The sequence below is a fragment of the Pseudonocardia nematodicida genome, from assembly GCF_040105385.1.
GTDB lineage: Bacteria > Actinomycetota > Actinomycetes > Mycobacteriales > Pseudonocardiaceae > Pseudonocardia > Pseudonocardia nematodicida.
This window is the reverse complement of the sequence record NZ_JBEDNQ010000003.1, coordinates 244,665-270,525: the sequence shown is the minus strand read 5'-3', so window position 1 is coordinate 270,525 and position 25,861 is coordinate 244,665. Positions and strand designations below refer to the sequence as shown.

31 protein-coding genes and 3 tRNA genes are annotated in these 25,861 nt (G+C 73.2%); 3 read left to right on the top strand and 31 right to left on the bottom strand.

The features are described 5' to 3' along the window. Positions 1 to 10: 10 nt before the first annotated feature. The 17 genes from rplL to WIS52_RS08590 all read right to left on the bottom strand — a co-directional run bounded on the left by rplL (position 11) and on the right by WIS52_RS08590 (position 17,918). Positions 11 to 397 carry a 50S ribosomal protein L7/L12 gene (gene rplL, locus WIS52_RS08670; protein WP_349297618.1) on the bottom strand — a complete coding sequence of 129 codons (387 nt, stop codon included), beginning with the start codon at positions 395 to 397 and terminating at the stop codon, positions 11 to 13. 46 nt (positions 398 to 443) lie between these two features. Continuing rightward, a complete protein-coding gene (gene rplJ, locus WIS52_RS08665) occupies positions 444 to 998 on the bottom strand; it encodes a 50S ribosomal protein L10 (RefSeq protein WP_349297617.1) in 555 nt (184 codons plus the stop codon). A gap of 365 nt (positions 999 to 1,363) precedes the next feature. Then, on the bottom strand, positions 1,364 to 2,248 hold the full coding sequence (locus WIS52_RS08660; protein ID WP_349297616.1) for a hypothetical protein: 885 nt from the start codon (positions 2,246 to 2,248) through the stop codon (positions 1,364 to 1,366). A gap of 54 nt (positions 2,249 to 2,302) precedes the next feature. Further along, positions 2,303 to 2,866 (bottom strand): hypothetical protein, encoded by a 564-nt coding sequence (locus WIS52_RS08655; protein ID WP_349297615.1) that lies wholly within the window; start codon positions 2,864 to 2,866, stop codon positions 2,303 to 2,305. 68 nt (positions 2,867 to 2,934) lie between these two features. Then, positions 2,935 to 4,182: an MCE family protein gene (locus tag WIS52_RS08650; RefSeq protein ID WP_349297614.1), complete on the bottom strand. Its 1,248-nt coding sequence runs from the start codon at positions 4,180 to 4,182 to the stop codon at positions 2,935 to 2,937. Beyond that, on the bottom strand, positions 4,179 to 5,459 hold the full coding sequence (locus WIS52_RS08645; RefSeq protein WP_349297613.1) for an MCE family protein: 1,281 nt from the start codon (positions 5,457 to 5,459) through the stop codon (positions 4,179 to 4,181). The genes WIS52_RS08650 and WIS52_RS08645 overlap by 4 nt, the downstream gene beginning before the upstream one ends. Beyond that, entirely contained in the window at positions 5,456 to 6,814 is a 1,359-nt protein-coding gene (locus WIS52_RS08640) for an MCE family protein (protein ID WP_349297612.1), read from the bottom strand. Before WIS52_RS08640 ends, WIS52_RS08645 begins: the two co-directional genes overlap by 4 nt. Continuing rightward, positions 6,814 to 7,782 carry an MCE family protein gene (locus WIS52_RS08635; protein ID WP_349297611.1) on the bottom strand — a complete coding sequence of 323 codons (969 nt, stop codon included), beginning with the start codon at positions 7,780 to 7,782 and terminating at the stop codon, positions 6,814 to 6,816. The genes WIS52_RS08640 and WIS52_RS08635 overlap by 1 nt, the downstream gene beginning before the upstream one ends. Next, positions 7,782 to 9,026, bottom strand: coding sequence for an MCE family protein (locus tag WIS52_RS08630; RefSeq protein WP_349297610.1), 1,245 nt, complete (start codon positions 9,024 to 9,026; stop codon positions 7,782 to 7,784). Before WIS52_RS08630 ends, WIS52_RS08635 begins: the two co-directional genes overlap by 1 nt. Beyond that, positions 9,023 to 10,456, bottom strand: coding sequence for an MCE family protein (locus WIS52_RS08625; protein ID WP_349297609.1), 1,434 nt, complete (start codon positions 10,454 to 10,456; stop codon positions 9,023 to 9,025). The genes WIS52_RS08630 and WIS52_RS08625 overlap by 4 nt, the downstream gene beginning before the upstream one ends. Then, a complete protein-coding gene (locus WIS52_RS08620; RefSeq protein ID WP_349297608.1) occupies positions 10,453 to 11,295 on the bottom strand; it encodes an MlaE family ABC transporter permease in 843 nt (280 codons plus the stop codon). Before WIS52_RS08620 ends, WIS52_RS08625 begins: the two co-directional genes overlap by 4 nt. Position 11,296: 1 nt before the next feature. Next, on the bottom strand, positions 11,297 to 12,076 hold the full coding sequence (locus WIS52_RS08615) for an MlaE family ABC transporter permease (protein ID WP_349297607.1): 780 nt from the start codon (positions 12,074 to 12,076) through the stop codon (positions 11,297 to 11,299). Continuing rightward, positions 12,073 to 13,155 carry an ABC transporter ATP-binding protein gene (locus WIS52_RS08610; protein ID WP_349297606.1) on the bottom strand — a complete coding sequence of 361 codons (1,083 nt, stop codon included), beginning with the start codon at positions 13,153 to 13,155 and terminating at the stop codon, positions 12,073 to 12,075. The genes WIS52_RS08615 and WIS52_RS08610 overlap by 4 nt, the downstream gene beginning before the upstream one ends. Before the next feature lie 347 nt (positions 13,156 to 13,502). Continuing rightward, positions 13,503 to 14,417, bottom strand: a complete 915-nt coding sequence (locus WIS52_RS08605; RefSeq protein ID WP_349297605.1) for an oxygenase MpaB family protein — start codon at positions 14,415 to 14,417, stop codon at positions 13,503 to 13,505. Beyond that, on the bottom strand, positions 14,414 to 15,394 hold the full coding sequence (locus WIS52_RS08600; protein WP_349297604.1) for a R2-like ligand-binding oxidase: 981 nt from the start codon (positions 15,392 to 15,394) through the stop codon (positions 14,414 to 14,416). The genes WIS52_RS08605 and WIS52_RS08600 overlap by 4 nt, the downstream gene beginning before the upstream one ends. Positions 15,395 to 15,433: 39 nt before the next feature. Further along, entirely contained in the window at positions 15,434 to 16,543 is a 1,110-nt protein-coding gene (locus tag WIS52_RS08595) for an NDMA-dependent alcohol dehydrogenase (RefSeq protein ID WP_349297603.1), read from the bottom strand. A gap of 82 nt (positions 16,544 to 16,625) precedes the next feature. Then, the gene (locus tag WIS52_RS08590) at positions 16,626 to 17,918 is read right to left on the bottom strand and encodes a sensor histidine kinase (protein ID WP_349297602.1); all 1,293 of its coding nucleotides are present in this window, start codon (positions 17,916 to 17,918) and stop codon (positions 16,626 to 16,628) included. Between the two features lie 53 nt (positions 17,919 to 17,971). On the opposite strand from WIS52_RS08590, the gene WIS52_RS08585 reads away from it, so the two are divergent. From WIS52_RS08585 to WIS52_RS08575, 3 genes are all read left to right on the top strand, one after another. After that, on the top strand, positions 17,972 to 18,679 hold the full coding sequence (locus tag WIS52_RS08585) for a response regulator transcription factor (RefSeq protein ID WP_349297601.1): 708 nt from the start codon (positions 17,972 to 17,974) through the stop codon (positions 18,677 to 18,679). Positions 18,680 to 18,747: 68 nt separating this feature from the next. Continuing rightward, entirely contained in the window at positions 18,748 to 19,158 is a 411-nt protein-coding gene (locus tag WIS52_RS08580) for a sterol carrier protein (RefSeq protein WP_349297600.1), read from the top strand. A gap of 2 nt (positions 19,159 to 19,160) precedes the next feature. Continuing rightward, positions 19,161 to 20,261 carry a CaiB/BaiF CoA transferase family protein gene (locus tag WIS52_RS08575; RefSeq protein ID WP_349297599.1) on the top strand — a complete coding sequence of 367 codons (1,101 nt, stop codon included), beginning with the start codon at positions 19,161 to 19,163 and terminating at the stop codon, positions 20,259 to 20,261. A 72-nt stretch (positions 20,262 to 20,333) separates the two neighbouring features. Here WIS52_RS08575 and rplA read toward each other — a convergent pair whose 3' ends face one another. The 14 genes from rplA to rpmG (WIS52_RS08505) form a co-directional block, all read right to left on the bottom strand. Then, complete coding sequence (rplA, locus tag WIS52_RS08570) at positions 20,334 to 21,059, bottom strand: 50S ribosomal protein L1 (protein WP_349297598.1); 726 nt, start codon at positions 21,057 to 21,059, stop codon at positions 20,334 to 20,336. Positions 21,060 to 21,156: 97 nt separating this feature from the next. Further along, positions 21,157 to 21,591, bottom strand: a complete 435-nt coding sequence (gene rplK, locus WIS52_RS08565; RefSeq protein ID WP_349297597.1) for a 50S ribosomal protein L11 — start codon at positions 21,589 to 21,591, stop codon at positions 21,157 to 21,159. Between the two features lie 71 nt (positions 21,592 to 21,662). After that, positions 21,663 to 22,517 carry a transcription termination/antitermination protein NusG gene (gene nusG, locus WIS52_RS08560; protein WP_379611139.1) on the bottom strand — a complete coding sequence of 285 codons (855 nt, stop codon included), beginning with the start codon at positions 22,515 to 22,517 and terminating at the stop codon, positions 21,663 to 21,665. 200 nt (positions 22,518 to 22,717) lie between these two features. Further along, positions 22,718 to 23,074: a preprotein translocase subunit SecE gene (gene secE, locus WIS52_RS08555; protein ID WP_349297596.1), complete on the bottom strand. Its 357-nt coding sequence runs from the start codon at positions 23,072 to 23,074 to the stop codon at positions 22,718 to 22,720. A gap of 151 nt (positions 23,075 to 23,225) precedes the next feature. Next, a tRNA-Trp gene (locus tag WIS52_RS08550) sits at positions 23,226 to 23,301 on the bottom strand. A 108-nt stretch (positions 23,302 to 23,409) separates the two neighbouring features. Further along, a complete protein-coding gene (locus tag WIS52_RS08545; RefSeq protein ID WP_349297595.1) occupies positions 23,410 to 23,844 on the bottom strand; it encodes a MaoC family dehydratase in 435 nt (144 codons plus the stop codon). Then, on the bottom strand, positions 23,841 to 24,290 hold the full coding sequence (locus WIS52_RS08540) for a MaoC family dehydratase N-terminal domain-containing protein (protein WP_349297594.1): 450 nt from the start codon (positions 24,288 to 24,290) through the stop codon (positions 23,841 to 23,843). Before WIS52_RS08540 ends, WIS52_RS08545 begins: the two co-directional genes overlap by 4 nt. 32 nt (positions 24,291 to 24,322) lie before the next feature. Further along, a complete protein-coding gene (gene rpmG, locus WIS52_RS08535) occupies positions 24,323 to 24,490 on the bottom strand; it encodes a 50S ribosomal protein L33 (RefSeq protein WP_029240095.1) in 168 nt (55 codons plus the stop codon). A gap of 58 nt (positions 24,491 to 24,548) precedes the next feature. Continuing rightward, positions 24,549 to 24,621, bottom strand: a tRNA-Met gene (locus WIS52_RS08530). Positions 24,622 to 24,661: 40 nt separating this feature from the next. After that, positions 24,662 to 24,734, bottom strand: a tRNA-Thr gene (locus WIS52_RS08525). 139 nt (positions 24,735 to 24,873) lie between these two features. Continuing rightward, entirely contained in the window at positions 24,874 to 25,179 is a 306-nt protein-coding gene (gene rpsN / locus WIS52_RS08520; RefSeq protein WP_349297593.1) for a 30S ribosomal protein S14, read from the bottom strand. Further along, positions 25,179 to 25,415: a 50S ribosomal protein L28 gene (rpmB, locus tag WIS52_RS08515; protein WP_349297592.1), complete on the bottom strand. Its 237-nt coding sequence runs from the start codon at positions 25,413 to 25,415 to the stop codon at positions 25,179 to 25,181. Before rpmB ends, rpsN begins: the two co-directional genes overlap by 1 nt. Positions 25,416 to 25,420: 5 nt before the next feature. After that, the gene (gene rpsR, locus WIS52_RS08510; protein WP_349297591.1) at positions 25,421 to 25,663 is read right to left on the bottom strand and encodes a 30S ribosomal protein S18; all 243 of its coding nucleotides are present in this window, start codon (positions 25,661 to 25,663) and stop codon (positions 25,421 to 25,423) included. 30 nt (positions 25,664 to 25,693) lie between these two features. Beyond that, positions 25,694 to 25,861, bottom strand: coding sequence for a 50S ribosomal protein L33 (gene rpmG / locus WIS52_RS08505; protein WP_349297590.1), 168 nt, complete (start codon positions 25,859 to 25,861; stop codon positions 25,694 to 25,696).

The following is a 25,861-nucleotide window of genomic DNA, read 5'->3' as shown; positions in this document are numbered from 1 at the left end:
TAGCGCGATCTCACTTGAGCGAGATCTTCGCGCCGGCCTCCTCGAGCTTCGTCTTGGCGGCCTCGGCGGCCTCCTTGGTGACACCCTCGAGCAGCGCCTTCGGGGCCGACTCGACGAGGTCCTTGGCCTCCTTCAGGCCCAGGCCCGAGACGACCTCGCGGACGACCTTGATGACCTGGATCTTCTTGTCGCCGGCGCCCTCGAGGACGACGTCGAACTCGTCCTTCTCCTCCTCGACCGGCGCGGCGGCACCGGCCGGGCCGGCGGCCGCGACGGCGACCGGAGCGGCGGCGGTGACCTCGAAGGTCTCCTCGAACTTCTTCACGAAGTCCGAGAGCTCGAGCAGGGTGAGCTCCTTGAACGCGTCGAGCAGCTCGTCGGTGGACAGCTTCGCCATGGTGGCGGTCCTTTCTCTACTGAAGACGGTGGGTGATGGAAGGTGATCAGCTGTCGGCGTCGGCCGGGGCCTCGGCGGCGGCGCCGCCCTCGGCCTGCTTGTCGGCCAGTGCCTGGGCGAGCCGGGCGACCTGGGAGGCCGGCTGGTTGAACAGCGACGCGGCCTGCGACAGGTTCGCCTTCATCGCGCCGGCCAGCTTGGACAGCAGGACGTCGCGGGACTCCAGGTCGGCCAGCTGGTCGACCTCGGTACCGGACAGGGCGCGCCCGTCCATGTACCCGCCCTTGATGACCAGGCCGGGGTTGTCCTTGGCGAACTTCTTGATCGCCTTGGCGGCGTCGACGACCTCGCCCTGGATGAACGTGATCGCGGTCGGACCGGCGAGCAGGTCGTCCAGACCCTGCACCCCGGCGTCCGCGGCCGCGAGCTTGACCAGGGTGTTCTTCGAGACGCGGAAGTTCGCGTCCGCACCCAGGTCCCGCCGCAGCTGGGTCAGCTTGGCGACGCTGAGCCCGCGGTACTCGGTGACCACCGACGCGGACGACTCGCGAAACCGGTTGGCGATCTCCTCGACCGCCGCGACCTTCTCGGGTTGTGCCATCGCTGCCCTCCTCTCGGGTGGTTGGTCCCAGTACTGGGGTGTGCCACCGTGGAGCGCAGATCGGCCCGGGGAACGACGAACGCCCCGTGCGCAGGGCACGGGGCGTGAGAGATCGGCGGGCGCGCGACGGCGCCCGGTCTCGCCTCGTCCTCCTGCGCGGGCCGCCCGGTGCTGCCGGGACCTTCGTACGTCCGGGACTAGCCCGGGCGCAGACCTGCGGTCTTCGGTGGATCGACGACAACGATACGCCCGCTCCCGCCGCCGCCCGCGGCGGGGTGGCCCGGGTGGCCGCGAGGGGCACGTCAGGGTTCCGATCTCATGATCGAAGAGACCTGGTGTGCCCCTCACCGCTGCGCGGTACCGGGTCAGGCCGGTGTCATCGCGGCGATCTTCCAGCGGTCGTCGACGTAGCGGGCGTCGACCCGGAGCCGGGCCGCGGCGGCGCCCTCCTGCGGGGCGCCGGCGTCGTCCTGGCGGCGGATCACCTGGTCGACGAACAGGTAGACGACGGCGGCGTCCCCGTCGATCGAGGCCACCGCGGAGCGCGGAACGGTCGCGGTGACCACGGCCTCCTGCTGCGGCGCCAGGTCCCGGACGCTGCCGAAGATCCGCTCGAACTCCGGCCGGAACTCCGGCGTGATCACCGCGAGCGAGTCGGCCTCGGCCTGCTCCAGCCGGGCGTGGTCGAACGAGTAGACGGTCATGACGGCCTGACCGACCTGCTCGCTGACCTGCGCGGTGGCCCCGACGTCGGTGAGCGCGGCGTTCGCGGCGGGCCCGGCGAACGCGGTCCGGTACGCGGAGACACCGGCGAACACGGCGACCGCGGTCAGCAGCAGGGTGACGGCGAGCAGCACCGCGATGCCGGCCGTGCTGCGCGGTGCGGACAGCAGCGTGGACCGGCGGCCCGGGCCGGACGACGCCGGCGCGCGGTCCTCGTCGGCTCCGGACTCGTGGTCCGGCACGGGGTCCGGCTCGTGGTCGGGCTCGTGGTCGGGCTCGTGGTCGGTGGTGATCGGATCGGCGGCGGCCGACCCGGCCGGGTCCGGGTCCGGGTCCGGGCCGGCGGTCTCCGATCCCGGAGCGGGCTGCCCGGCCTCTCCCGGTACGGCGTCGTGCGGGGCCGGCGGCTCACCGGCGGCCGGCTCGGCGGCCGGGTGCCGCTCGTCCTCGGTGCGGGCTCCGGGCCGGACGTGGCCGGCGACCTGGGGCCTGCGCGTGCCGCCGGGGCGGCGACGAAGTGTGGACATGCGGGGTGACCTCCTGGGGGCGCGAGGTGCTGCGGATCGGGGGCGCGGGCCGCGTCAGCCGTCTGCGCCGGGAGTGCGCAGCGGGTCGAGCCCGTCGACCTTCCAGCCGTCGTCGGTGCGGACCATGCCGACCTCGAGCCGCTGCCGGGTCACCGCGGACCCGTCGTCGGCGGCGTCGGTCACGTCGACGCCGAGCAGCACGCGGGCGGTCCCGGCCCGCGGGTCGACGGCGGTCACCGCGGCGTCGGTGACCTCGGCGGACGTGCTGCGGCCGCGCTCGGTGACGAGCTGGGCGTAGGCGTCCCGGTTGCCGACGAACTCGTCGCGCACCGACCCGGCCGACGACTGGATCCACAGGTCCAGGCCGCGCTCGGCGTCGGTGTGGTCGAGGGTGTTCAGGTTGATCACCGCCTGCCGGGCGTCGCGCAGGGCCTCGTCGCGGGCCTGCGCGACCTGTACGGAGTCGCTCTGCAGGGCGACCAGCCACAGGGCGCCGAGCGCGAGCGCCGCGACCGCGGCAACGACCGCCGCGACCGGGAGGAGCCGGGCGAACCGGCCGGGGCCGGACGGGGGCGGCTCCGGCCGGCCGGGCGGGCGCTCGTCGAGTGCGACGTTCATGGGGTGTTCCTCCTCGCCGGGGCTGCGGGGGCACAGCCGTGGGGGCGGTCGGTCGATGCGAGGCCCGCTCAGCCGAGCAGGATCTGGGCGGCGTCGGTGACCAGGTCCGGGGTGCCGACCCGCTGGGCCGGGCCGTCGGCGCTCAGCGAGCCGGCGGCCGGTGGCGGCGCGGGGCCGCCGCGCGGGGTGTGGTGGCCGCCCCCGCGCCCGTCGGGCCGGGGTGCGTTCTGCATCCCGCGCACGTTCGTGGGGCTGCCGCGCGGCTCGTCGCACCGGGCCTTGGCGTTGACCGGGATCTCGGCGACGTCGGCGCCGGGCCGGTTCACGGTGCCCTCGTAGCCGCGGGTGCAGACCGGCGGCTCGGCGATGTTGACGACCAGCCCGAGGTGCGCGGTCCCGTCGCCGGGCACCACGTTCGGCGCGACGGCGACCAGCCCGGGGTAGGTCACCAGCAGCTGGCGCAGGGCGGCCTGGCGGGGTTCGAGCACCTCGCCGACCGTGCGCAGGTTGGAGATCGACTCGCCCAGGCCGGGCCCGCTCTCCCGGAGCAGCCCGCGGATCTCCTCGCCGGTCCGGGGGCCGTCGGCGATGATCCGGCGCAGGTCGGGGTCGGACTGTGCGAGCTGCTCGGCGACCTCGCGCAGGCCGCGCGAGAACTCTCCGAACTGGGGGGCGACCTCGTTCTGGGTGGTCAGCACCGGGCGGGCGTCGGCGATCAGCGCGGTGGTCTGCGGCAGCGCGTCGGTGGCCGCGCGGGTGAACTCGCCGCCGGTGTCGAGCAGCTGCTGCAGTGGCCGGCCGGTGTTCTCGAAGCCCTGTCCGAGCTCGGAGACGACGGTGCGCAGCGAGTCCAGCGGGACGGTCGAGACGAGCCGGTCGAGGTCGGCGAGCACGGTCTCGATCTGCACCGGGGTCCGCGTCCGCGCCTCGTCGATCACCGAGCCGGCGGCGAGCGCCTCGCCGCCGGCGGCGACCGGCTGCAGGTCGACGTACTGCTCCCCGATCGGCGACAGGTTCCCGACGACGGCACGGGCGTCGGCCGGGATCTCCGGCGCGGTGTTCTCGATGTCCAGCTGGACCTCGACACCGCGGTCGGTGAGCGAGAGCGGCCCGACCCGGCCGACGCTGACGCCCCGGTAGGTGACGTCGGCGCCGGTGAAGATGCCGCCGGAGTCGGCGAGCTGCACCGTGACCGGGTAGGTCGTCGCACCGAGGAGCCGGTCCATCCCGGCGTAGGTGAACCCGGCGTAGCCGACGCCGACGACGGTGACCAGCACCAGCGCGACGAGCTGCAGCCGGACGGTCCTGGTGATCATGATCCGCCTCCGATCAGGCCGCCGAGCAGCCCGCGACGCTCGTCGGGGTCCGGTGCCGGGGTCGGGGTGGCCGACGGGGCGGGGGTCGGGGCGGGGGTCGGGGAGGCCGTGGGCTCCTCCGGGCCGACCAGCGGCAGCGGCGGCGCACCCGGCACACCCGGCACCTCGGGCAGCGGCGGGCGCTCCCCCTCCAGCAGCGGGGCGAGCAGCTGCGCGTTCGGCGGGAGACCGTCGAGCAGCTCCGGCGCGAGTGGCAACCCGAGCTGGTTGGTGTTGCGCAGGTTGTCGAGCACCGACCGGAGGTCGAGGTCGAGGGTGACGTAGAGGTTCGCGTAGTCGCCGGCGATACCGTCGGTGGCCGCGTCGGTGAACGGGATGGTGAGCAGCAGCTCGAGGGAGTCCGGCAGGTCCTGGCCGGACGCGGCCAGGTTGCGCAGGATCGGCCGGAGCGCCTCGAGGTCGGCGAGCACGTCGTCCCGGGACCGGTTCACCACGTCGGTCGCGACGCCGGAGAGCCGGTCGAGTGCCCGCAGCATGCCGACGAGCTGCTCACGCTGGGACTCCAGCTCGCGCAGGCCGGGTGAGAGGTCGGTGAGCGCCCGCTCGATCTGCGGTCGCCGCTCGGCGAGGGTGGCCGAGAGCCGGTTCAGCCCGTCCAGCGCCCGGTTGATGTCGTCCCGGGAGTCGTCCAGCGACCCGACGAGCAGGTCGAGGTCGCGCAGCAGGTCGCGGACCTGCGGCTCGCGGCCGTCGAGCGCGTTGTTCAGCTCGGTGGCGATGGTCCGGATCTGGGCGACCCCGCCTCCGTTGAGCAGCATCGACAGCGCGCCGAGCACCTCCTCCACCTCGGCGGCGCGCCCGGAGGACTGCAGCCCGATCCGGCCGGCCGCGGCCAGGTCGCCCTGCGCGGGCCCGGACGGCGAGGCCAGCTCGACGAACTTCTCGCCGAGCAGCGAGGTCGTGCGGACCCGGGCGGTGGCGTTCGCCGGGAGCGCGACGTCGCCGTTCACGACGACGGTGACCAGCGCGTTCCAGCTGTCCGGGGCGACGGCGACGGACCGGACCGCCCCGACCGGCACGTCCCCGACGCGCACGATCGACTGCGGGACGAGGTCGACGACGTCGTCGAACTCGATCTCCACGGTGTACGGGTCGTCGCCCAGGTTGGCCCCGCCGGGCAGCGGGACCCCGCGCAGCCCGCCGCCGAGCACGCCGCAGCCGCTCGCGGCGACCGCGACGACGGTCAGCAGGGCCGCAGCCCGCGCCGCGCGGATCACGACCCGCCTCCGAACAGGCGGCCGAGCAGGCCACCCTCGTCGCGCGGCTCGTCGGGCACCGGGGTGGGGGTGGCGGAGGTCCCGGGCGCGGCCGGGACGGGCGCCGGCGCGGCGGGCGCGGGCGGCATCGGGGTACCGGGGGCGCGCAGCTGCGAGCCGGGGTCGGTCAGCGACAGCGGTGAGCCGGGCAGCAGGTCGGGCATCACCGGGTCGACCGGCGGCGCACCCGCCTGGAGCCGGGTGATGACGTCCTGCGGCGTCGGCAGCGGGACCGCGCCGTCCAGGATCGGGGCCAGCCCTTCGCAGATCGGCGCGATGTCGGCGTCCGGGCCGTCCACCGGGAGTTCGGTGCGCCGGAGCAGCTCGCAGGCCAGCACCGGGAGCGGGTAGGCCAGCTCGTTGATGTTCGCCCGGGTGTCCAGGGTCTCCGACGACCCGTTGTAGATGTTGTTCAGGTTCCCGAGCGCGGCCGGTGCGGTGTCGGCGATCTCGGCGAGCGCCCGCTGGTGGTCGACGACCTCCTGGGACACCCCGGCGAGTTTGTCCACGTTGGACCGCAGGGTCTCCCGGTTGTCCGACACGAAGCCGGAGACCTCCCCGAGTGCGTAGGACAGCTCCTCCAGCGCGCCGCCGAGCTCACCGCGCTGACCGGCGAGGAAGCCGGTCACGTCGGCCAGCTTCGCGTTGAGCTCGCGCACCTCGGGGTCGTTCTCGCGCAGCGTGGCGGTGAACTTCTGCAGCTCGGTGATGGTGCCGAACAGGTCGTCGCTCGACCCGTTCAGCGTCGCGGACAGCCCACCGAGGTTGCGGATCGTGTCGTTCAGGGCGCGGCCGTTGCCGTCGAGGTTCCGCGCGCCGACGTCGAGGACGTCGTTCAGCGCTCCGGTCGAGTTGGCGCCGTCCGGGCCCAGCGCCCGGGAGAGCTCGCTCGCGGTCCGGGTGAGGTCGTCGACCCCGAGCGGGACCGCGGTCCGCTCCAGCGGGATCTCCTCCCCCGTCCACTCCGGACCACCGGTCCACACCGGACCGAGCTGCACGTAGCGGCCGGTGACCAGGCTCGGCGAGATCACGACGGCGCGGACGTCGGCGGGGAGCCGGACGTCGTCGTCGGTGATCGTCATGTCGATCCGGACCCGGTCACCCTCGGGGGTGATCTTCTCGACCGTGCCGACCGGGACGCCGAGCACCCGGACGTCGTTGTCCTCGAACAGGGCGGCGGCGCTGGTGACGTAGGCCGTGACCGGCCGCCCCCCACCGGAGGCGAGCAGCCAGATCCCGGCCGCCGCGAGCACGGCGGCGACGGAGCCCAGCGCGGTGAGCTGGATCCACCGCCGGTCCGATGACCAGGAGCCCATCAGCAGTCGCCCCCGATCGGCGTGTTCGCCGGCGGGACCAGCCCGCAGACGTAGTTGTCGAACCAGTGGCCGTTGCCCAGCGCGTTGCCGAAGACCCGGACGAAGACCGCCTCCTTGTCGAGGATCTCCCCGAGCTCGTCGCGGTGGGCCTCCAGCACGGCGAGCACGCGGTCGAGCGTCTCCAGCGCGGGCCGCAGCTGTTCGGAGTTGTCCCCGACGAGGCCGCGCAGCTGCACGGACAGCCGCTGCACCCCGTCGAGCAGGTTCGCGATGGCGTCCTTGCGCGCCTGCAGCTCACCGAGCAACAGGTTGCCGTCGTCGATCAGCCGGACGACGTCGCCGCGGCGGTCGGCGAGCGTGCCCGACAGCTGCCGGGTGTGGCCCAGCAGCTCCTTCAGCTCGGCGTCCCGGGAGGCGATCGTGGTGGACAGCCGGGACAGCCCGTCCAGCGCGCCGCGGACCTCCGGCGGGGTGTCGCGGAAGGTGTCGGCCAGGGTGGTCAGGCTCTCCGCGAGCTGGTCGGTGTCGAGCTCGTCGATGGTGCCGGACAGCCCGTTGAAGGCCTCGACGACGTCGAACGGGGAGGTGGTGCGCTCCCGCCCGATCGGCTCGGCCGGGTCCTGCTCGGCGTCGCCGCGCGGGTCCAGCGCGAGGTACTTGGAGCCGAGCAGGGTGGCGATCTCGATCGAGGCGGTGGTCCTGTTGCCGACCCAGGCGTCGTCGACGGTGAACTCGACCAGCACGTGCTCGCCGGAGAGCTCGACGCTCTGCACCCGGCCGGCCTCGACACCGGCCACGGTCACCCGGTCCTGTGCCTGCAGCCCGGCGGCCTCCGGGAAGTGCGCCGAGTAGCGGGTCGCCCCGGAGATCAGGGTCTCGACGTTGAACGCGGCCAGGGTCAGCGCGACGACCAGCACCAGCCCGGTCGTCGCGGCCAGGACCGGCCTGCGCTCCCCGAACCCGGCCATCAGCTGCCTCCCGGGGTGAGCACCGCGGACGGGTCGGCGCCGGCGTCGATGCCGACGGCCGGCAGCGGGTCCGTCAGTCCCTCGAGCGACCGGGTGGTCGGCTCGCGCAGCGCGGGGTCGGCGGCCGCCCGGTCGTCGGCGTCCGGCGAGCGGCCGTCGGTGGGGACGGTGTTGCCCGCCCCGATCCCGGACGGGTCCGGCCCGCAGCGCTCGGCATCGTTCCGTCCGAGGTCCCCGAGGCCGAGGTCCTCCAGGGACGTCGGCTCGACGATGCCGGAGAAGCCCACGTTCCCGTCCAGCCCGCAGAGGTAGAAGTTGAACCAGCTGCCGTAGGACCCGACCCGGGAGATCCGGTTCAGCTTGAACGGCGTGTACTGCAGGAACCGCTCGATCGTCGGCCGCCCGCGGTCCAGCTCGGTCGCGAGGTCCCCGAGGTGGCCGATGTCGTCGCGCAGCGCCGGCCGCGCATCCTCCAGGAACGACCCGGTGACCTGGGTCAGCGTCCCGATCGACTCGATCGACTCGCCGATCGGCTGCCGGTCCTCGGCGAGCCCGGACACCACCGCCCGCAGCGAGCTGATCAGCTCGTTCAGGCCCTCGTCGTTCTCGTCGAGCGTCCGCAGCACCAGGTTCAGGTTGTCGATCACCTGGCCGATCACCTCGTCCCGGTCCGCGACCGAGTTCGTCAGCGACGACGTCGAGGCCAGCAGGCTCTGCACCGTGCCGCCCTCCCCCTGCAGGACCTGGACGATCTCCATCGAGAGCCTGTTGATCTGGTCCGGGTCCAGGCCCTGGAACAGCGGCTGGAACCCGTTGAACAGCACGGTCAGGTTCAGCGCGGGACGGGTCCGTTCCAGCGGGATCTCGCCGCCGGGCGGAAGCACGTCGCCGGTGGGCCCGGCGCCCTGGTCCAGCGACAGGTAGCGCTGCCCGATCAGGTTGCGGTACTTCAGCGCCGCGGTCACCGACGACGGCAGCGGGGTGGCGGCGTCGACGTCGAACTCGACCTGGGCGACCCGCCGGTCGACGATCCGGACGTCGCGCACGGACCCGACGACGACCCCGGCGATCCGGACGTCGTCGCCCGGCAGCAGCCCGGCCGCGTCGGTGAACCGGGCCGTGTAGCCGGCGACGTCGCCGGCGCGGGTGTTGGCGATCGTCATCCCGAGCACGGTGGTGCCGAGCGCGACGACCAGGGCGAACACCAGGAACTTGACCAGCGGGGCGATCGGGAGGCGGCTCACGTCAGGTTCACCTCCGCCCCGCGCAGCAGCGGCCCGACCATCGTGGCGCTCCAGGCCGGCACCGTCTCGGGGGTACCGCCCTGCGACGCGGCCATCAGCTCCGCGACGACGGCCCGCTCACCGGCCGAGCCGGCGACGCCCGGGTCCAGCCCGGCCGTCGACGACGGCGCGATCCCGATCTGCCCGAGCGCCCCGGTCAGCGGGGGCAGCACGCCCGCGCCGTTCAGCGCGGTCTGATCCTGCACGAGGTCCCAGCTGTAGGTCCCGTCGAACGTCCCGTAGTCCTCGACGCCGAAGTCGGCGGGCGGGCCGACCGGCTGGCCGTCCGGCGGCGGGCCGGGCACCGAGCCGTCCCGGAACGGGCCGTCCGGCGCGTACTGGGTGCCCTCGGGGACCGGGATCGGGTAGCAGCGCGGGCCGCGGTCGTCGAGGTACTCCGGCTCGTCCTGGTCCGGCAGGTACCGGCCCCGGTTGGCGACGATCTCGAGGGTGATGTTGACGCCGACCCGGTCGGTGCCCGGCCGGAACGCGTCGTTGATCTGCGGGACCAGGTCGGCGAGCTGCCCGGTCAGGCACGGGAACTCCGGCGAGTACCGGGCCAGGGTCTCCAGCGTCGGACGGCTCGCGGCCGCCAGCCCGATCAGGTCCTCGCCGTTCGCGTCGAGGAACGCCCGCAGGTCGTCGGAGGCGCCGGTCACCGAGCCGTAGAGGTCCCGCAGCCCCTCGCGCTCCTCGACCAGCGTCCGGCTGGTCACCGCGAGGTCGTCGACGGCGTCGAGCAGGTCGGGTGCGGCGTCGGACAGGTTCTGGGAGAAGTCCGCGAGCTGGCGGACGTCCTCCTGCAGGTCCGGCACCGCCGGGTTCAGCCCGGCGGTGAGCACACCCAGCTGCTCCAGGGTCTCGCCGAGCTGGTCGCCCCGGCCCTGCAGCGCCGAGGACAGCGACCCGAGGGTGGCGGCGAGATCCTGCGGGCGCACCGCCTGCAGCAGCGGCAGCAGCTCGTCGAGGACCCGCTCGACCTCCAGGGCCTCCCGGCTCCGGTCCTCCGGGATGGTCGCGCCCGCCGCCAGGTGACCGGTGGACGCCGGCCCCATGGGCACCAGCGACACGAACTTCTCGCCGAACAGCGTCTTGGGCAGCAGCCGGGCCTCGACGTCGGCCGGGATCTGCTCGATCAGGGCCGGGTCCATCGACATCCGGATGCTGGTGGTGGCGCCGTCGGTGCTGACCTGCTCGACCTGCCCGACGATCAGCCCGCGCACCTTCACGTCCGCTCGTTCGGACATCTGGGTGCCGACCCGCGCCACGTTCAGGGTCACCGGGACGCCCGGGGAGAACACCCCGGCGTACTGGGCGACGGCCAGCCCCAGCAGGACGGTGAGCGTGGTGAGGAACGCCAGCCCCTGCAGTACCCGCGTCGACGACCTCATCCGGCCACCCGCACCGAGGTCGAGGTGCCGAACATGACCAGGGTCAGGAAGAAGTCCAGGATCGCGGTGCTGACGATCGACAACCGCACCGCCCGCCCGACGGCGACACCGACGCCGGCCGGGCCGCCCTTCGCCGAGTACCCGTAGTGGCAGTGGATCAGGATGATCACCGTCGCGAAGACGATCACCTTGAGATAGGACAGCAGGACGTCGCCGACCGGCAGGAACAGGGTGAAGTAGTGGTCGTAGGTGCCACCGGGCAACCCGTTGATCAGCGTGACGTTCAGCCGGGCGGCGGCGTAGCTGGCGAGCAGCCCGAGCGTGTAGATCGGGATGATCGCGATGATCCCGGCGATCACCCGGGTGGTGACCAGGTAGGGCACCGAGGGCACCGCCATGACCTCCAGCGCGTCGATCTCCTCGGAGATCCGCATCGCGCCGAGCTGCGCGGTGAACCCGGCGCCCAGGGTCGCGGTCAGCGCGGCGGCCGCGACCAGCGGGGCGATCGAGCGGGTGTTGAAGTAGGCGGTGATGAAGCCGGTCAGCGCCTCGACCCCGAGCGCGTCCAGCGCCCGGAAGCCCTGCAGCCCGACCAGTGACCCGACGAACAGCGACAGCGACGCCATCACGCCGGCCGTGCCGAGGATGACGATCAGCGCACCGGAGCCGAAGGACACCTCGGCCAGCAGCCGGGCGACCTCGGACCGGTACCGGGTCACCGTCTTCGGGATCCAGACGATCGCGCGGACATAGAGCGAGAGCTGCTCACCGAGCTGCTCGAGCACGGTGCGCGGCGCCTGCGCGGCGCGACGGACCCGTCCGCCGAGTCGGGTGGCCATGTCAGAAGCCCTTCGGCGGGACGAGCTCGAGGTACAGCGCGGTGAGCACCAGGTTGAGCAGGAAGACCAGGACGAACGAGATGACCACGGCCTGGTTGACGGCGTCGCCGACGCCCTTCGCGCCGGGCGGCGGGTTGAGGCCGCGGTAGGCGGCGACGATCCCGGCGGTGATACCGAACAGGAACGCCTTGAGCTCGGAGACGACGATGTCGGAGACCTGCGCGATCGCCGAGAAGCTGGCGACGTAGGCCCCCGGGGAACCGCCCTGGACGATCACGTTGAAGACGTAGCCGCCGGCCACGCCGACGCAGGTCGCCAGCCCGTTCAGCACCAGCGCGCAGACGCCCATGGCCAGTACCCGGGGGACGACGAGGCGCTGGACCGGCGAGATGCCGAGCACCTGCATCGCCGAGATCTCCTCGCGGATCGTCCGGGCGCCGAGGTCCGCGCAGACCGCGCTCCCGGCCGCTCCGGAGATCAGCAGCGCGGTGACGATCGGCGCGGCCTGCTGCACGATCGCCAGCACCGCACCCGCACCGGTCTGGGACTGCGCGCCGAACTGGCGGGTGAGCTCGCCGAGCAGCAGCGCGATCGTCGCGCCGAACGGGATCGTGAACAGCGCCGTCGGCAGCGCCGAGACCTTGGTGACGAACCAGGTCTGCTCGATGAACTCGCGCCACTGGAACGGGCGGCGGAAGGTCTGCCGCGCGATCTCCGCCCCGAGGCCGAAGAACCTCCCGACCGGGGTGAGCGCGCGGGCGACGGGGCTGGGAGCCGTCACGCGCCACCGTCGCGGAACTGGTGGCGCCCGGGCGGCGGCGGGGTGTCGTCGGTGATCCGCGGGTGGATGTCGGTGGGGCGCTCGTCGGTGTCGCCGCCCGTCCAGGCCGGACCCGGCACGTCCTGTTCGGACTCCTCGATCGCCCGGCGGGCCGGTTCGGGGAGCTCGTGGAGCATCGCCGCGACCCGTTCCCGGCGGCGGTGCACGGCCTGGCGGTCGGGCATCCCGGTCGACGGCGCCAGCTGCGGCTTGAGTGGCGGCAGGCCCTCGAGATCGCCGGCCTCGGCCATCTCCCGCTCGGCCTGGGCGGTGTCCTTCTCCTCGGACATGCCGATCGGGCCCTCGCGACGACCGTTGAGGAACTGCGCCACCACCGGCTCGTCGGAGGTCAGCAGCTGCTCGCGCGGCCCGAACATCGCCAGGTGCTTGCGGTAGAGCAGGCCGATGTTGTCCGGGACGGTCTGCGCGGTGTTGATGTCGTGGGTGACGATCAGGAACGTCGAGTCGGTCTGCGCGTTCAGGTCGATGATCAGCTGGTTCAGGTAGGCGGTCCGCACCGGGTCGAGGCCGGAGTCCGGCTCGTCGAACAGGATGATCGCCGGGTCGAGGACGAGTGCCCGGGCCAGTCCGGCACGCTTGCGCATGCCGCCGGAGATCTCGCCGGGCAGCTTCCCCTCGTCGCCTGCGAGGCCGACCATCTCCATCTTCTCCGCGACGACGTCGCGGATCTGCGACTCGGACTTGCGGGTGTGCTCCCGCAGCGGGAACGCGATGTTGTCGTAGAGGTTCATCGAGCCGAACAGCGCGCCGTCCTGGAACAGCACGCCGAACAGCTTGCGGATCTCGTAGAGCTCCGACTCGCGGCACCGGACCAGGTCGACGTCGTTGATGACGATCGATCCCCGCTCCGGCTTCAGCAGGCCGATCAGTGTCTTGAGGAAGACCGACTTCCCGGTGCCCGACGGGCCGAGCAGCACCGAGACCTCACCCGGGGGCAGCGTGAGCGTCACGTCCGACCAGATGGTGGCGGGACCGAAGGACTTGGTCAGTCCCTCGACCTTCACCTCGACACCGGTCACGTGCCGCCTCCTCGCGCAATCGACCGAGACCCTCGGCACCCGGTGGCCCTGAGCGGCGCTCGGCGGAGCGGACATCGGTCGCCGAGCGTGGGGGAGCGCGGGCCGGTCCCGGGGTGCCTGCACGGATCAACGAGGCGGGGTGATCGAAGTTACTCAGAGGTATCCACATCGCGACCGGGACGCCGCGACGTGAGTGACGGAAGTGGTGACAGCGTGTCGCCGACCGCACCCGACGGTCGCGCACGGTAGTTCCGATACGCCCGTTCGGGCAGCCGTTGCGGGGCCGGACGGCCGCACGGTGATCGCTCCGGCCGGGAGCCGGTGGGCGTGATCACCCGCTCGCATGATCACTCGTCCGGCCGCGTGCGCCCCTCCGGCCGGTGGACCGGGCAGCCCGGGAAGGTCCCCAGCCGCGCGACGTCGTAGCCGTCCGGATAGCTGCGGATGTTCGGCGAGTCCGGCAGCGAGAACGGGACGGTGCGCACCGGCATCCGCCGCACGACGGCGGCCCGGGCCCGCAGCACCGCGTCCGCCGCGGACCGCACGATCCCCGGCTGGGCCGGGTAGCCGAGCGCCGCGCGCAGTGGCTCGTCCATCAGCGCCCGGACGAACCGCCGGGACACCGCCCGCGGCGCGAGGTGGTTCGGCCGGAACGTCGCGGCGAGGTCCAGGGTCGCGTCGGCGACGGCCCGTCCACCGGGGTCGTGGGCGAAGTGCGCGGCCTCGTAGGCGTCCTGGTGCGCGGCGAACTCCCGCCAGCTTCCCGGCACGTCCCGGATGCCCATGTGCCGGCCGAGCTCACGGTAGTAGCGCGCCGTCGCGACCCGTTCGTTCTCGGTGACCTCGCGCCAGCCCCAGCGCTCCAGCCAGCGCAGCGGCACCGCGACGAAGGTGCAGAGCACGTAGCGCATGTCGTCGTCGGAGATGTCGTAGCCGCGATGCATCCCGTTGATCCGCCGGATCGCGGTGCGGCCGTCGGGATGGTCGAAGCCGTGCACCAGCACGGCGTCGAGCAGCAGGCCGGTGTCGTCGTAGCGCTTCTGGGTGCGCCCGGTGAACTCCCCGGTCCGGGCCAGCAGCCGGCCGATCGAGGGCACCGCGTAGGTCCGGAACAGCGCCATCGACAGCGCCTGCTGGACGTCCCACGGGAACTCCAGGCCGGCGTGGCGCCGGTAGATCTGCACGAACTCGGTGTCCGGGTCCATCGCTGCGATCTCGTCCCGGCGGTCGAACCGGCCGGGACGCCGGCGGGTCCCGCTCACGGGGCCGCGGCGGCCGCCAGCGCGGCCGAGTCCTCGGCGTGGAACCGCTCCTCCAGCCGCTCGGGCTCGGCGTCCGCGTCGATCGCCCGCAGGTCCGCGCCGCGGGCCGAGGCGATCGCGCCCAGCCGCCGGCCGACCTTGTCCATCGCGTACTCGGCCATCTCGTTCAGGTCGAGCCCGAACGGCACCTCGCCCTCCGGCCACCGGTCGACGGTGCCGGTCACCACGCCCATCGCCGGGACCAGCAGCTCCTGCATCCGCCCGTCGACGACGTCCCACAGCGCGTCGTCGGCGGCGATGTGCCGCCGGCAGGTGAAGGTCCCCCACGCCATGTGCCGGCGCTCGTCGGCGCCGATGTGGGCGATCACCTGCTGCATCCCGGGCAGGATCCCGCGCTCGGCGCAGATCTTGTGCCAGGCGAAGTAGCCGGTCAGCGCCAGCGTGCCCTCGACGACGTGGTTGTAGGTCACCGAGGCCCGTATCTGGTTCACCGGGGACGGGTCGGCGGCCAGCGCCTGCAGGCTCTCCGGCAGCGCGCGGGTGAAGATCTCCAGGTAGGGCTGGTTCCGCTCGATGTAGGGGTGCAGGTCGCCGGTCATCCCGACGGCGTCGAACCAGAGCCGGAAGGCCTGGGTGTGCCTGGCCTCCTCGAACACGAACTGGGTCAGGTAGATCTCGTCGCCGAACCGGCCCTCGGCGGCCATCGCCGCCACGAACGGCTGCAGGTCCTGGGTCACCGACTCCTCACCGGCCAGGAACTGGGCGGCGAGTGCGCAGGTCTGCCGGCGCTCGTCGTCGGTCATCGCGGCGAAGTCCGCCGCGTCCTGCGTGAAGTCGATCGAGGACGGGTCCCAGTGCTTCGCGTTGCCCTTGGCGAACAGCCGCATCGGGAAGGAGTCGGCCCGCAGCCGTCCCGCGGACAGGCTCGCGAACCCGTCCCGCCTGCCGTGCTCGATGGTGCGCGTCGTGCTGTTCACGTCCCCGGCCCCCTTGCCGTCGGTGGAGTCTGGCGTCGGTCAGTACCGGATCAGGCCCCGGATGGTGCGGCCCGCCCGCATGTCCTCGTACCCGGTGTTGATCTGCTCGAGCGAGTACTCCGTGGTGACCAGCTCGCGCAGCTTGAGCTGCCCGGTGTTGTGCATCTCCACCAGCCGCGGGAGCTCGTACCGGGCCGAGGCGCTGCCGAACAGCGCGCCGCGGATCTGCTTCTCGTACAGCGTCAGGTCCAGCAGGGACAGCGACGCGGTCTCGTCGGTGGCGTTCGCCAGCGCGGTCACGACGACCCGGCCACGCTTGCCGACCAGCTGCAGCGCGGGCTGCAGGTCGGCCCCCGCCGCGATCCCGGTGCACAGGATCGCCGCGTCCGCCATCCGGCCGCGGGTCAGCTCGCTGACGATCCCCCAGGCCTCGTCCACACTCGACGCGACATGGGTGGCGCCCAGCTCCCGGGCGCTGTCCCGCTTGAACTCCACCGGGTCGACGGCGACGACGTACCGGCACCCGGCGATCCGGGCCCCCTGCACCGCGTTCGCGCCGACACCGCCGACCCCGACCACGACGGCGGTGTCCCCGGCCCGCAGCTCGGCGGTGTGCACCGCGGAGCCGAACCCGGTGGTGACGCCGCAGCCGAGCAGCGCGGCCAGCTCCAGCGGGAAGCCCTCGTCGATCCGCACGACCGAGCGCACCGGGACCACGGTGTGCCGGGCGAACGTGCCGAGCAGGCACATCTGCCCGAGCTCGGTCCCGTCCGCGGCGTGGACGCGGTAGGTGCCGTCGAGCTGCGGGCCGAGGGTGGCGCCCGCGCCGTCGTCGCACAGGTTCGGGAGGCCGCGCGCGCAGCACGGGCAGCGCCCGCAGGACGGCAGGAAGGTGGTGACCACCGGGTCGCCGACGGCGAGATCGGTGACCCCCGGGCCGAGCTCGGCGACCCGTCCGGCGCCCTCGTGCCCGCCCACCATCGGCAGCACGGCGGGCAGGTCCCCGGTGACGAGGTGCTCGTCGGAATGACAGAGGCCGGACGCGGCCAGTTCGATCAGGACCTCGCCGGCCTTCGGTGGGGAGAGCTCGACGTCGGTGACCTCCCACGTCCCGCCGGGTTCCCACAGCACCGCCGCCGTCGTCCGCATGGCACCCGATCATGGTGCCCGGGCGGCCCGGGTCACACCCGCCGGGCGCGCCAGGGCTGGCCCCCGGGTGCCAGCGCCGGTGTCAGGCGGCCGGCAGCGGGACGACGAGGCGGGCGACGAGGCCGCCGCCGTCCCGCGGGGCCAGGCTGAGCTCACCGTCCATCGCGGACACGAGCGTCTCGGCGATCCAGAGCCCGAGGCCGGCCGTGCCGCGGCGCTCGCCCAGCGCGACCCCCTTGGCCGTCACCAGGCCCTCCTGCCCGGGCGGCAGGCCGGGCCCGCGGTCGCGGACCTCCGCGACCAGCGTCGCGCCGTCGTGGGTCAGCGACAGCTCGACGGGCGCGTCCCCGCTGTGCCGGGCGGCGTTCTCCGCGAGGTTGGTGAGCAGCCGGCGCAGCCGCTGCGGGTCGCAGTGCACCGCCGCCCCGGCCGGCTCGACGACCGGGCACCGCCGCGCCCCGGCGATCCCGGCGGCGTCGAGCACCGCGTCGGCCAGCTCGGCGAGCGGGATCCGGCGCGGGCGGTTGCGGCCGAGCGGGCTGCCGTCGGTGACGGCCAGATCCGCCAGGTCGTCCAGCATGTCCTGCAGGTGCGCGGCGTGGTCGGCGAGCAGCCGGACCGCGGTGGCGGCGGTGTCCCCGGTGAGCCGCCCGGCGGCCAGGTCGGCCGAGAGCGCAGTCAGCGACGCGACCGGGGTGCGGAACTCGTGCAGCACGACGCGGGCGCCGTCGAGCCGGGCCCGGCTCTGCGACGTCAGCCGGTCGCGCAATGCCCGCTCGGTCAGGTAGCGCTCGTCGGCGCTCTCCGCGCGGGCCCGGGCGATCGCGATGTCGGAGAGCTGGCGCTCCACGAGCCGGACCAGCACCCCGGCCAGCACGGCGGTGGCGAGCAGGAACCCGGTCCACCACAGGCCGGCGAGCAGCCGCTCGGTCACCGGGACGCCCGGGTCGGACCCCGCGAGCGCCGCCACCGTGTACCCGGCGCCCAGCACCACCGCGCCGGCCCGCCCGGTTCGCGGACCGCCGCGCAGGGCGGCGGCGATGACGACCAGTGGCAGCGCGGCCACCATCAAGCTGGCCACCCCGCCGGTGAGTCCACAGGCGAGCACGACCAGCACACCGTCCACGCCGGTCAGCACGGACGGCCGGACCGGTGGCCGGACCCGCCGTGCCACCGCGACGGCCAGCGCGACCGCATACCCGGCGGCGAGCACGACGAGCACCGCCGCCGCGCCGGGACCGGCTCGGGAGGTGTCCGGTGCGGTGAGGACCAACAGCCCGGCCGCCGCCACGACGCCGAGCCGGACCCCGACCGTGGTGCGTTCCTCGGCCGTCCGCTCCGGCAGCTCGTCGACGGGAGGTGGGACGGCGGGCATCGCGGTGATCCTCCTGACATGGCCGGCGGGCGCCCCACCGTAGGCTGATCTCCGTGCCGGACGAACCGCACGTCGTCGTCATCGTCGACGATCACGCCCTGTTCTCCCAGGGCCTGGCGCTGCTGCTCGAGTCCCGCGCCGGGGACACGTTCCGGGTCGCCGGCGCGACGACAGCCGGCGAGGAGGCCGTCGCGCTCGTCGGGCGGCACCGGGCCGACATCGCGATCGTCGACCTGGCGCTGCCCCCGCTCGGCGGGGTGGAGACCATCCGGCGGATCCGGGCGGCGTACCCCGCGACCCGGGTGCTGGCGCTGTCCGGTACCGAGGACCTCGACCTGGCCGCGGCCGCGCTGCGCGCCGGAGCGCACGGCTACCTCGGCAAGTCGGCGGACCCGGAGGTACTGGTCGCGCCGCTGCTCTCGATCGCCGGCGGGGTGCGGGTGCTGCGCGCCGAGCTGCTCGACGCGCTGCTGGTCGCGGCCGACCGGACCGCCGACGGCGTGCTGGACCGGCTCGACGACCGCGACCTCGAGCTGTGGACGCTGCTGGCCCGCGGCCTGGAGACCGCCGACATCGCACGTCCGCTGCTGGTCAGCGAGCGCACCGCCAAACGCATGATCGCCTCGCTGCTGCACCGGCTCGGGGTGTCGAACCGGATCGAGGCGGCCGCGCTGGCCGGCCGCTGCGGGCTGCTCGACGACCCGCACGGACCGCGCGCCGGTGCGCTGCCCGGCCCCGGCGGGCCAGACCTGGCCCGGTGATCGGCTGCGGTGATCCGCTCCGGCCGCCAGACTGCGCAGGAGTCCGCACATCTCGCGAGGAGGCGCTGATGGCCGTGTTCACCGACGAGGCCGAGGTCTACGAGTACCTGGGCGGGGTCTTCCGGATGGGGCTGGAGGACCCGGCGCTGGTCGCGAAGCTGCAGCCGTCCGGGGTGGTCCTGCGGATCACCTACACCGACCCGGCCGCGGTCATCACCGTGGACATGCGCAGCGCCGAGGTGCACACCGGCGCCGGGAACGGGCCCGTCCCGGACATCGAGCTGTTCATGAGCGCCGACACCGGCAACCGGTTCTGGCTCGGCAAGGTCGTGCTGCCGGTCGCGCTGGCCCGCGGGGAGGTGCGGGCGAAGGGGCCGGTGTCGAAGCTGCTGACCCTGCTGCCGATGGCCAAGCAGCTCTTCGGCCCGTACGAGCGCACGCTCGTCGCCGCGGGCCGCGACGACCTGCTCGCGGCCTGACCGTGGCCCGGGGCAGGGGGCCGCTGGCCGGACTCAAGGTGGTCGAGCTGGCCGGGCTCGGCCCGGGACCGCACGCCGCGATGATGCTCGGGGACCTGGGCGCCGACGTCGTCCGGATCGACCGGCCGTCGGGCGGGCTGACGATCGGCTCGGACGACGTACCGGACCCGACGTCGCGCGGGCGCCGCGCGGTCGTCGCCGATCTCAAGGACCCGGCCGGGCGGGAGACCGTGCTGCGGCTGGCCGAGCGGGCCGACGTCCTGATCGAGGGCTACCGGCCCGGGGTCGCCGAACGGCTCGGCGTCGGGCCCGACGAGTGCCAGGCGCGCAACCCGCGCCTGGTCTACGGCCGGATGACCGGCTGGGGCCAGGAGGGCCCGCTCGCCGCCCGCGCCGGGCACGACATCAACTATCTGTCGCTGACCGGGGCGCTGCACGCGATCGGCCGCTCCGGCGAACGCCCGGTGCCGCCGCTGAACCTGGTCGGCGACTTCGGCGGCGGCTCGATGCTGCTGGTCGTCGGGGTGCTGGCCGCGCTGTGGGAGGCACGCGCCTCCGGGCGTGGCCAGGTCGTCGACGCGGCCATGGTGGACGGGGTCAGCGCGCTGAACCAGATGTTCTGGTCGCTGCTCGCCCGAGGGGCGTGGACCGACGAGCGGGACGCGAACCTGCTCGACGGGCACGCGCCGTTCTACGACACCTATACCTGCGCCGACGGGCGGCACGTGGCCGTCGGCGCGCTCGAGCCGCAGTTCTACGCCGAGCTGATCAGCGGTCTCGGTCTGCGGGCCGACGAGCTCGGGCCGCAGTACGACCGCGCCGGCTGGCCGGCGATGCGGGCCCGGTTCACCGAGGTCTTCGCGACCCGGACCCGCGACGAGTGGGCCGAGACGTTCGCGGGCACCGACGCGTGCACCACACCGGTGCTGTCGTTCGCCGAGGCGGCCGAGCACCCGCACCTGGCCACGCGGGACACGATCGTCACCGCCGACGGGGTGCGCCAGGCCGCGCCCGCCCCGCGCTTCTCACGCAGCACGACCGGGACCGCGACCGCCCCGGGCGCCCCGGAGGACGTCGAGACGGTGCTGGCCGACTGGGGCTGAGAAAGCCCGGACACGACGACGCCCCCGGCTCCGCAGCGCGGAACCGGGGGCGTCGACGAGTCGGTCAGGAGATCAGGCCGTCTCCTCCGCGTCCGCAGCCAGGAGGTTGCGGGTGCGGTTCGGGTCGACCGGGATACCCGGGCCCGTGGTCGTCGAGACGGTGACCTTCTTGACGTAACGGCCCTTGGCGGCCGACGGCTTGAGCCGCAGGATCTCGTCCAGGGCGGCGCCGTAGTTCTCCACCAGCTTGTCGGTGTCGAACGAGGCCTTGCCGATCACCAGGTGCAGGTTGGCCTGCTTGTCGACCCGGAAGTTGACCTTGCCACCCTTGATCTCGTTGATCGCCTTGGTGACGTCCGGGGTGACGGTGCCGGTCTTCGGGTTCGGCATCAGGCCACGCGGGCCGAGGATGCGGGCGATCCGGCCGACCTTGGCCATCTGGTCCGGGGTGGCGATCGCGGCGTCGAAGTCGAGCCACCCACCCTGGATGCGCTCGATCAGGTCCTCGGCGCCGACGGCGTCGGCCCCGGCGGCCTCGGCCTCGGCGGCCTTGTCACCGGTGGCGAACACGATCACCCGAGCGGTCTTGCCGGTACCGTGCGGCAGGTTCACGGTCCCGCGGACCATCTGGTCCGCCTTGCGGGGGTCGACGCCCAGCCGCATCGCGACCTCGACGGTCGCGTCGGCGTTCTTGCTGGACGTGTCCTGGGCGAGCTTCGCCGCGGCGAGCGGCGAGTAGAGGCGGTCCGCGTCGATCTTCGCGGCGGCCTCGCGGTAGGCCTTGCTGCGCTGTGCCATCTGTCCTCTCCTTATGAGGTCAGGTCGTGGTCGGAGCCGCGCCGGCTCTCCCACGCATACGGTTTCGCTGCGCCGATGTTCGCTCGGCGAGCCTCGCTCAGCCTTCGACCGTGATGCCCATCGACCGGGCGGTGCCGGCGATGATCTTCGACGCCTGGTCGAGGTCGTTGGCGTTGAGGTCGGCCATCTTGGTCTGGGCGATCTCACGGACCTGGTCCATGGTCACCTTGGCGACCTTGGTCTTGTGCGGCTCGCCGGAACCCTTGTCGACGCCCGCCGCCTTGAGCAGCAGCCGGGCGGCTGGCGGGGTCTTCAGCTCGAAGCTGAACGACCGGTCCTCGAACACCGAGATCTCGACCGGCACGATGTTGCCGCGCTGGGCCTCGGTGGCCGCGTTGTAGGCCTTGCAGAACTCCATGATGTTGACGCCGTGCTGACCCAGCGCGGGGCCGACCGGCGGGGCCGGGGTCGCGGCCCCGGCCTGGATCTGGAGCTTGATGATCGCGGAGAGCTTCCGCTTCTTGGGGGGCATGTCCGTTCCTCAGTGATCGATGTGCACGCCGTGCGGCCCTGCCTCGCCGCGGGCGTCCTCTCCGGAACCGGTCAGATCTTCGAGACCTGGTTGAACCCGAGCTCGACCGGGGTCTCCCGGCCGAAGATCGAGACCAGCACCTTGAGCTTCTGGGCGTCGATGTTGACCTCGCTGATGCTCGCGGGGAGCGTGGCGAACGGCCCGTCCATGACGGTGACCGACTCGCCGACCTCGAAGTCGACCTCGACGGTCGGGGCGGACCCGCCGCCCGTGGTGGAGCCCGACCCGCCGGCGCCGGCCTTCCCGGCCTCGGCGTCCTTCTTGGGGGCCTCGGTCTTGGGGAGGAGGAACTTCAGGACCTCGTTGAGGGACAGCGGCGACGGCCGGGACGTGGCGCCGACGAAGCCGGTCACGCCCGGGGTGTTGCGCACCGCGCCCCAGGACTGGTCGTTGAGCTCCATCCGCACCAGGATGTAGCCGGGCAGCACCTTGCGCTGGACCTTCTTGCGCTGGCCGTTCTTGATCTCGGTGACCTCCTCGGTGGGCACCTCGACCTGGAAGATGTAGTCCTCGACGTCCAGGGTCTGCGCCCGGGTCTCGAGGTTCGACTTCACCTTGTTCTCGTAGCCGGCGTAGGAGTGCACGACGTACCAGTCGCCGGGGGCGCGGCGCAGCGCGGTCCGCATCTCCTCCTCCGGGTCGACCTCCTCCTCGGGGGTCTCCTCCGCGACCTCGGCCTCGGCGGCCGGCTCCTCGGAGTCGTCGCCGCCCTCGGAGTCGTCGCCGCCCTCGGAGTCGTCGCCGCCCTCGGAGTCGTCGGAGTCGTCGGCGCCCTCGGACTCCTCGGCGCCCTCGCCGTCCAGCGACTCGGCGGCCGCACCGGCGGTCGACGTGTCGTCGGCGTCGGTGTAGTCGCCGTCCACCACCTCGTCGCCGTGCGCCGCTTCGATGTCGGCGTCCTGGACGGACTGCTCGGGCAGCGTCTCGTCGGCCGCGTGCTCGGCGACGGCGTCGAGCGCGGCCTGGTCGGCCGCCTCGTCGTACGCGTTGCTGTCGGAGGTCACGTCCTACTCGCTTCCTAAATCGGTGTCGGTCGTCACCTTCTCGACCCGGTCTCCCACCCGCGTCAGCCGCCGAACAGCAGCGACACACCCTCGGCGAAGGCCGAGTCGAGCAGGAACACCAGGGTCACCATGAACGACACGAAGATCAGAACCGCGATGGTGTACTTGACCATCTGGGAGCGGTTCGGCCAGATGACCTTGCGGAGCTCGGCGACGACCTCGCGCAGGAACCGGGCGACGACGGTGAAGGGGGACGCGCGCTTCTCCTTGGTGGCCGCGGCGCCGCGGGCCGGGGTCGCGCGTCCCTTACCGGGCGTGCTGCCGGCGCCGGACGAACCCGAGGCCCGCCGGCCGCGACGGTCCGCCGCGTTGCTCGGACGCTCCCGCCCGGGCCGCTCCGACTCGTGCTCGTCGCTCAACGCCTTCGCCCTTCGCACGCGGCGGGCGTCCGCCCGCCCTCGGTCACGTCCTCCGACCCAAGGTCCCGAAGGGCCCCGCGTCCTGCTCTGCTCCGCCTCACCGTTCGTGCCGTCGGCCGCGCCACCGGTCCCCCGGTGATCTACGGCGTCGTGGCAGGGGTGACAGGACTTGAACCTGCAACCTGCGGTTTTGGAGACCGCTGCTCTGCCAATTGAGCTACACCCCTATGCCCCGGCCCGCCCTCGGGCGGCGGGACGGGCGCGACGGATCATCCGGCGCGCCCGGCTGGATCGAGTGTACGACACCGCCCACGGCGGCCCCGCACCCCGGGTCCCTACTGCGGGAGGACGACCTCGGCCCGGGCCCGGCCGAGGACGGTCTTCCCGTCGAACACCGCGCGGAGGTCGACGACGGCGATCCGCCGGTCCCCCTCGTCGAGCACGTCGGCCACGGTGCCGCTCAGCTCGACGGTGGCACCGGTGTCGTCGTCCGGGACGACGACGGGACGGGTGAACCGGGTGCCGTAGCTGCGCACGGCCGCCGGGTCTCCGGTCCAGGCGGTCAGCACCCGGCCGGCCAGCGCCATCGACAGCATCCCGTGCGCGATCACCCCGGGCAGCCCGGCGACACCGGCGACGCGGTCGCTCCAGTGGATCGGGTTGAGGTCACCGGAGGCCCCGGCGTACCGCACGAGGTCGGCGCGGGTCACCCGGACCTGCAGCGAGGGCAGCTCGTCGCCCTTGGCGACGGCGCCGACGGCGAGGCTCACGCGTCCTCCCCCGCCGGACTGACGAGCAGGCTGTGCGTCGTGGCGACCGGCTCCCCGGCCGTGTCGGCGACCTCGCAGCGCAGCGTCAGCATGTGGTTTCCCGCCCGGGTACGCAGCTCGTCGACGTGCACGACGGTCATCAGCTCGTCGCCGGCCCGGATCGGGCGGTGGAACGTGATGCGCTGGTCACCGTGCACCATGCGGGTGTAGTCCCAGCCGAGAGCGGGGTCGCGCAGGAAGCGCTCGATCACCGGCATGGTGAAGCAGGTGGGGAACGTCGGCGGGGCCACCAGGTCGGGGTGCCCGGCCGCGCGGGCCGCGTCGAGGTCGTGGAACAGCGGATCGCCGTCACCGATGGCGACGGCGAACTCGCGGATCTTCTCGCGACCGACCTGGTACGGCCCGACCGGGTCGAGGCTGTGCCCGACCCAGGACTGGTCGACCAACTCAGCGTCGATTCTCGCTACGCACGCTGCGCTCAGCGGGTCTCGCGGTGAGCCCGGTGCGTCCCGCAGTTCCGGCAGAACTTCTTGATCTCGAGCCGGTCGGGGTCGTTCCGCCGGTTCTTCTTCGTGATGTAGTTGCGGTTCTTGCACTCCTCGCAGGCCAGAGTGATCTTCGGCCGCACGTCCGTGGCCTTGGCCATCGCGGGTGCCTCCCAGCAGCAGTTCCGTGACTTGCGTCGACGCTCTGCGTCGACCCGGTGACGATGGCCGGACTTGAACCGGCGACACAGCGATTATGAGCCGCTTGCTCTACCGACTGAGCTACACCGTCATGCAAGAAGCCCCGCCGTTCACGGCGAGGCGTCTTCCAGAGCCCCCTTACGGAATCGAACCGTAGACCTTCTCCTTACCATGGAGACGCTCTGCCGACTGAGCTAAGGGGGCGGCAGCGCCGATCAGCGGATCTCGTGACGCCGTCCGCTGTCCGACTCCGGAAACTCTACACGGCGGCTCCGGGCCCCTGAACGGGGGTACCCGGAACCGCTTCCGTGCAGGTCGGAGCCGATTCGAGAGCAGAGCCGGTTCACCAGCTCGACGTGGTGACCCCCGGCAGCGCGCCGTCGTGCGCGAGCTCCCGCAGCCGTACCCGGGAGACACCGAACTTCCGGAGGTGCCCGCGCGGGCGGCCGTCGACCGAGTCCCGGTTGCGCACCCGGGTGGCACTGGCGTCCCGCGGCTGGCGACGCAGTTCGGCCGTCGCGGCGGCCCGCTCCTCCTCCGACGACGACGGCCGCGCGAGCACTCCCTTCAGCTCGGCCCGCCGCTGCGCGTACCGCGCGACGATCCGCTTACGCCGCTCGTTCTTGGCGATCTGCCCGGTCGTGGCCATCAGACCCTCCCCCCGCTCGCCCGGATCCGGGCGACGGCGGCGGCCACCCCGATCCGGTCCACCGTCCTGATCCCCTTCACCGAGAGCCGCAGCCGCAGCCATCGGCCTTCCTCGGCGAACCAGTAGCGCTTCCGCTGCACGTTCGGGTCCCACCGCCGGCTCGTCCGGTGGTGCGAGTGGGACACCGCCCTCCCGGACGACGGCTCCCGCCCGGTCAGGTCGCATCGACGTGACACGGCGCTCACCGCCCCGCGTGCGGGTAGGGCAGCAGGGCCATCTCCCGGGCGTTCCGGATCGCGACGGCGACCTGCCGCTGCTGCTGCCCGGTCAGCCCGGTGACCCGGCGCGACCGGATCTTGCCGCGGTCGGAGACGAAGGTCCGCAACAGCGCGGTGTCCTTCCAGTCCACCCGGTCGACGCCGCGGGCGTGCAGCGGGTTCGGCTTGCGACGGGCCGGCTTGATCGGCTTCCCGTGCCGAGCCATCAGTGCTGATGTTCGTTCCGCACGCTTCACTCAGCGCTCCTCCCTGAACTCCACGTGCCCACGCACCTTCGGGTCGTACTTGCGCAGCACCAGCCGGTCCGGGTCGTTGCGCCGGTTCTTGCGGGTCACGTACGTCGTGCCGGTCCCCGCGGTCGAGCGCAGCTTCACGATCGGCCGGACGTCGGTCGTCTTGGCCAT

What these genes read in the sequence shown, in the direction of transcription:
- rplL (WP_349297618.1), bottom strand. Translation starts at nt 397, where the DNA reads ATGGCGAAGCTGTCCACCGACGAGCTGCTCGACGCGTTCAAGGAGCTC.
- rplJ (WP_349297617.1), bottom strand. Translation starts at nt 998, where the DNA reads ATGGCACAACCCGAGAAGGTCGCGGCGGTCGAGGAGATCGCCAACCGG.
- WIS52_RS08660 (WP_349297616.1), bottom strand. Translation starts at nt 2,248, where the DNA reads ATGTCCACACTTCGTCGCCGCCCCGGCGGCACGCGCAGGCCCCAGGTC.
- WIS52_RS08655 (WP_349297615.1), bottom strand. Translation starts at nt 2,866, where the DNA reads ATGAACGTCGCACTCGACGAGCGCCCGCCCGGCCGGCCGGAGCCGCCC.
- WIS52_RS08650 (WP_349297614.1), bottom strand. Translation starts at nt 4,182, where the DNA reads ATGATCACCAGGACCGTCCGGCTGCAGCTCGTCGCGCTGGTGCTGGTC.
- WIS52_RS08640 (WP_349297612.1), bottom strand. Translation starts at nt 6,814, where the DNA reads ATGGGCTCCTGGTCATCGGACCGGCGGTGGATCCAGCTCACCGCGCTG.
- WIS52_RS08635 (WP_349297611.1), bottom strand. Translation starts at nt 7,782, where the DNA reads ATGGCCGGGTTCGGGGAGCGCAGGCCGGTCCTGGCCGCGACGACCGGG.
- WIS52_RS08625 (WP_349297609.1), bottom strand. Translation starts at nt 10,456, where the DNA reads ATGAGGTCGTCGACGCGGGTACTGCAGGGGCTGGCGTTCCTCACCACG.
- WIS52_RS08620 (WP_349297608.1), bottom strand. Translation starts at nt 11,295, where the DNA reads ATGGCCACCCGACTCGGCGGACGGGTCCGTCGCGCCGCGCAGGCGCCG.
- WIS52_RS08595 (WP_349297603.1), bottom strand. Translation starts at nt 16,543, where the DNA reads ATGCGGACGACGGCGGCGGTGCTGTGGGAACCCGGCGGGACGTGGGAG.
- WIS52_RS08590 (WP_349297602.1), bottom strand. Translation starts at nt 17,918, where the DNA reads ATGCCCGCCGTCCCACCTCCCGTCGACGAGCTGCCGGAGCGGACGGCC.
- WIS52_RS08580 (WP_349297600.1), top strand. Translation starts at nt 18,748, where the DNA reads ATGGCCGTGTTCACCGACGAGGCCGAGGTCTACGAGTACCTGGGCGGG.
- rplA (WP_349297598.1), bottom strand. Translation starts at nt 21,059, where the DNA reads ATGGCACAGCGCAGCAAGGCCTACCGCGAGGCCGCCGCGAAGATCGAC.
- rplK (WP_349297597.1), bottom strand. Translation starts at nt 21,591, where the DNA reads ATGCCCCCCAAGAAGCGGAAGCTCTCCGCGATCATCAAGCTCCAGATC.
- rpmG (WP_029240095.1), bottom strand. Translation starts at nt 24,490, where the DNA reads ATGGCCAAGGCCACGGACGTGCGGCCGAAGATCACTCTGGCCTGCGAG.
- rpsN (WP_349297593.1), bottom strand. Translation starts at nt 25,179, where the DNA reads ATGGCCACGACCGGGCAGATCGCCAAGAACGAGCGGCGTAAGCGGATC.
- rpsR (WP_349297591.1), bottom strand. Translation starts at nt 25,663, where the DNA reads ATGGCTCGGCACGGGAAGCCGATCAAGCCGGCCCGTCGCAAGCCGAAC.
- rpmG (WP_349297590.1), bottom strand. Translation starts at nt 25,861, where the DNA reads ATGGCCAAGACGACCGACGTCCGGCCGATCGTGAAGCTGCGCTCGACC.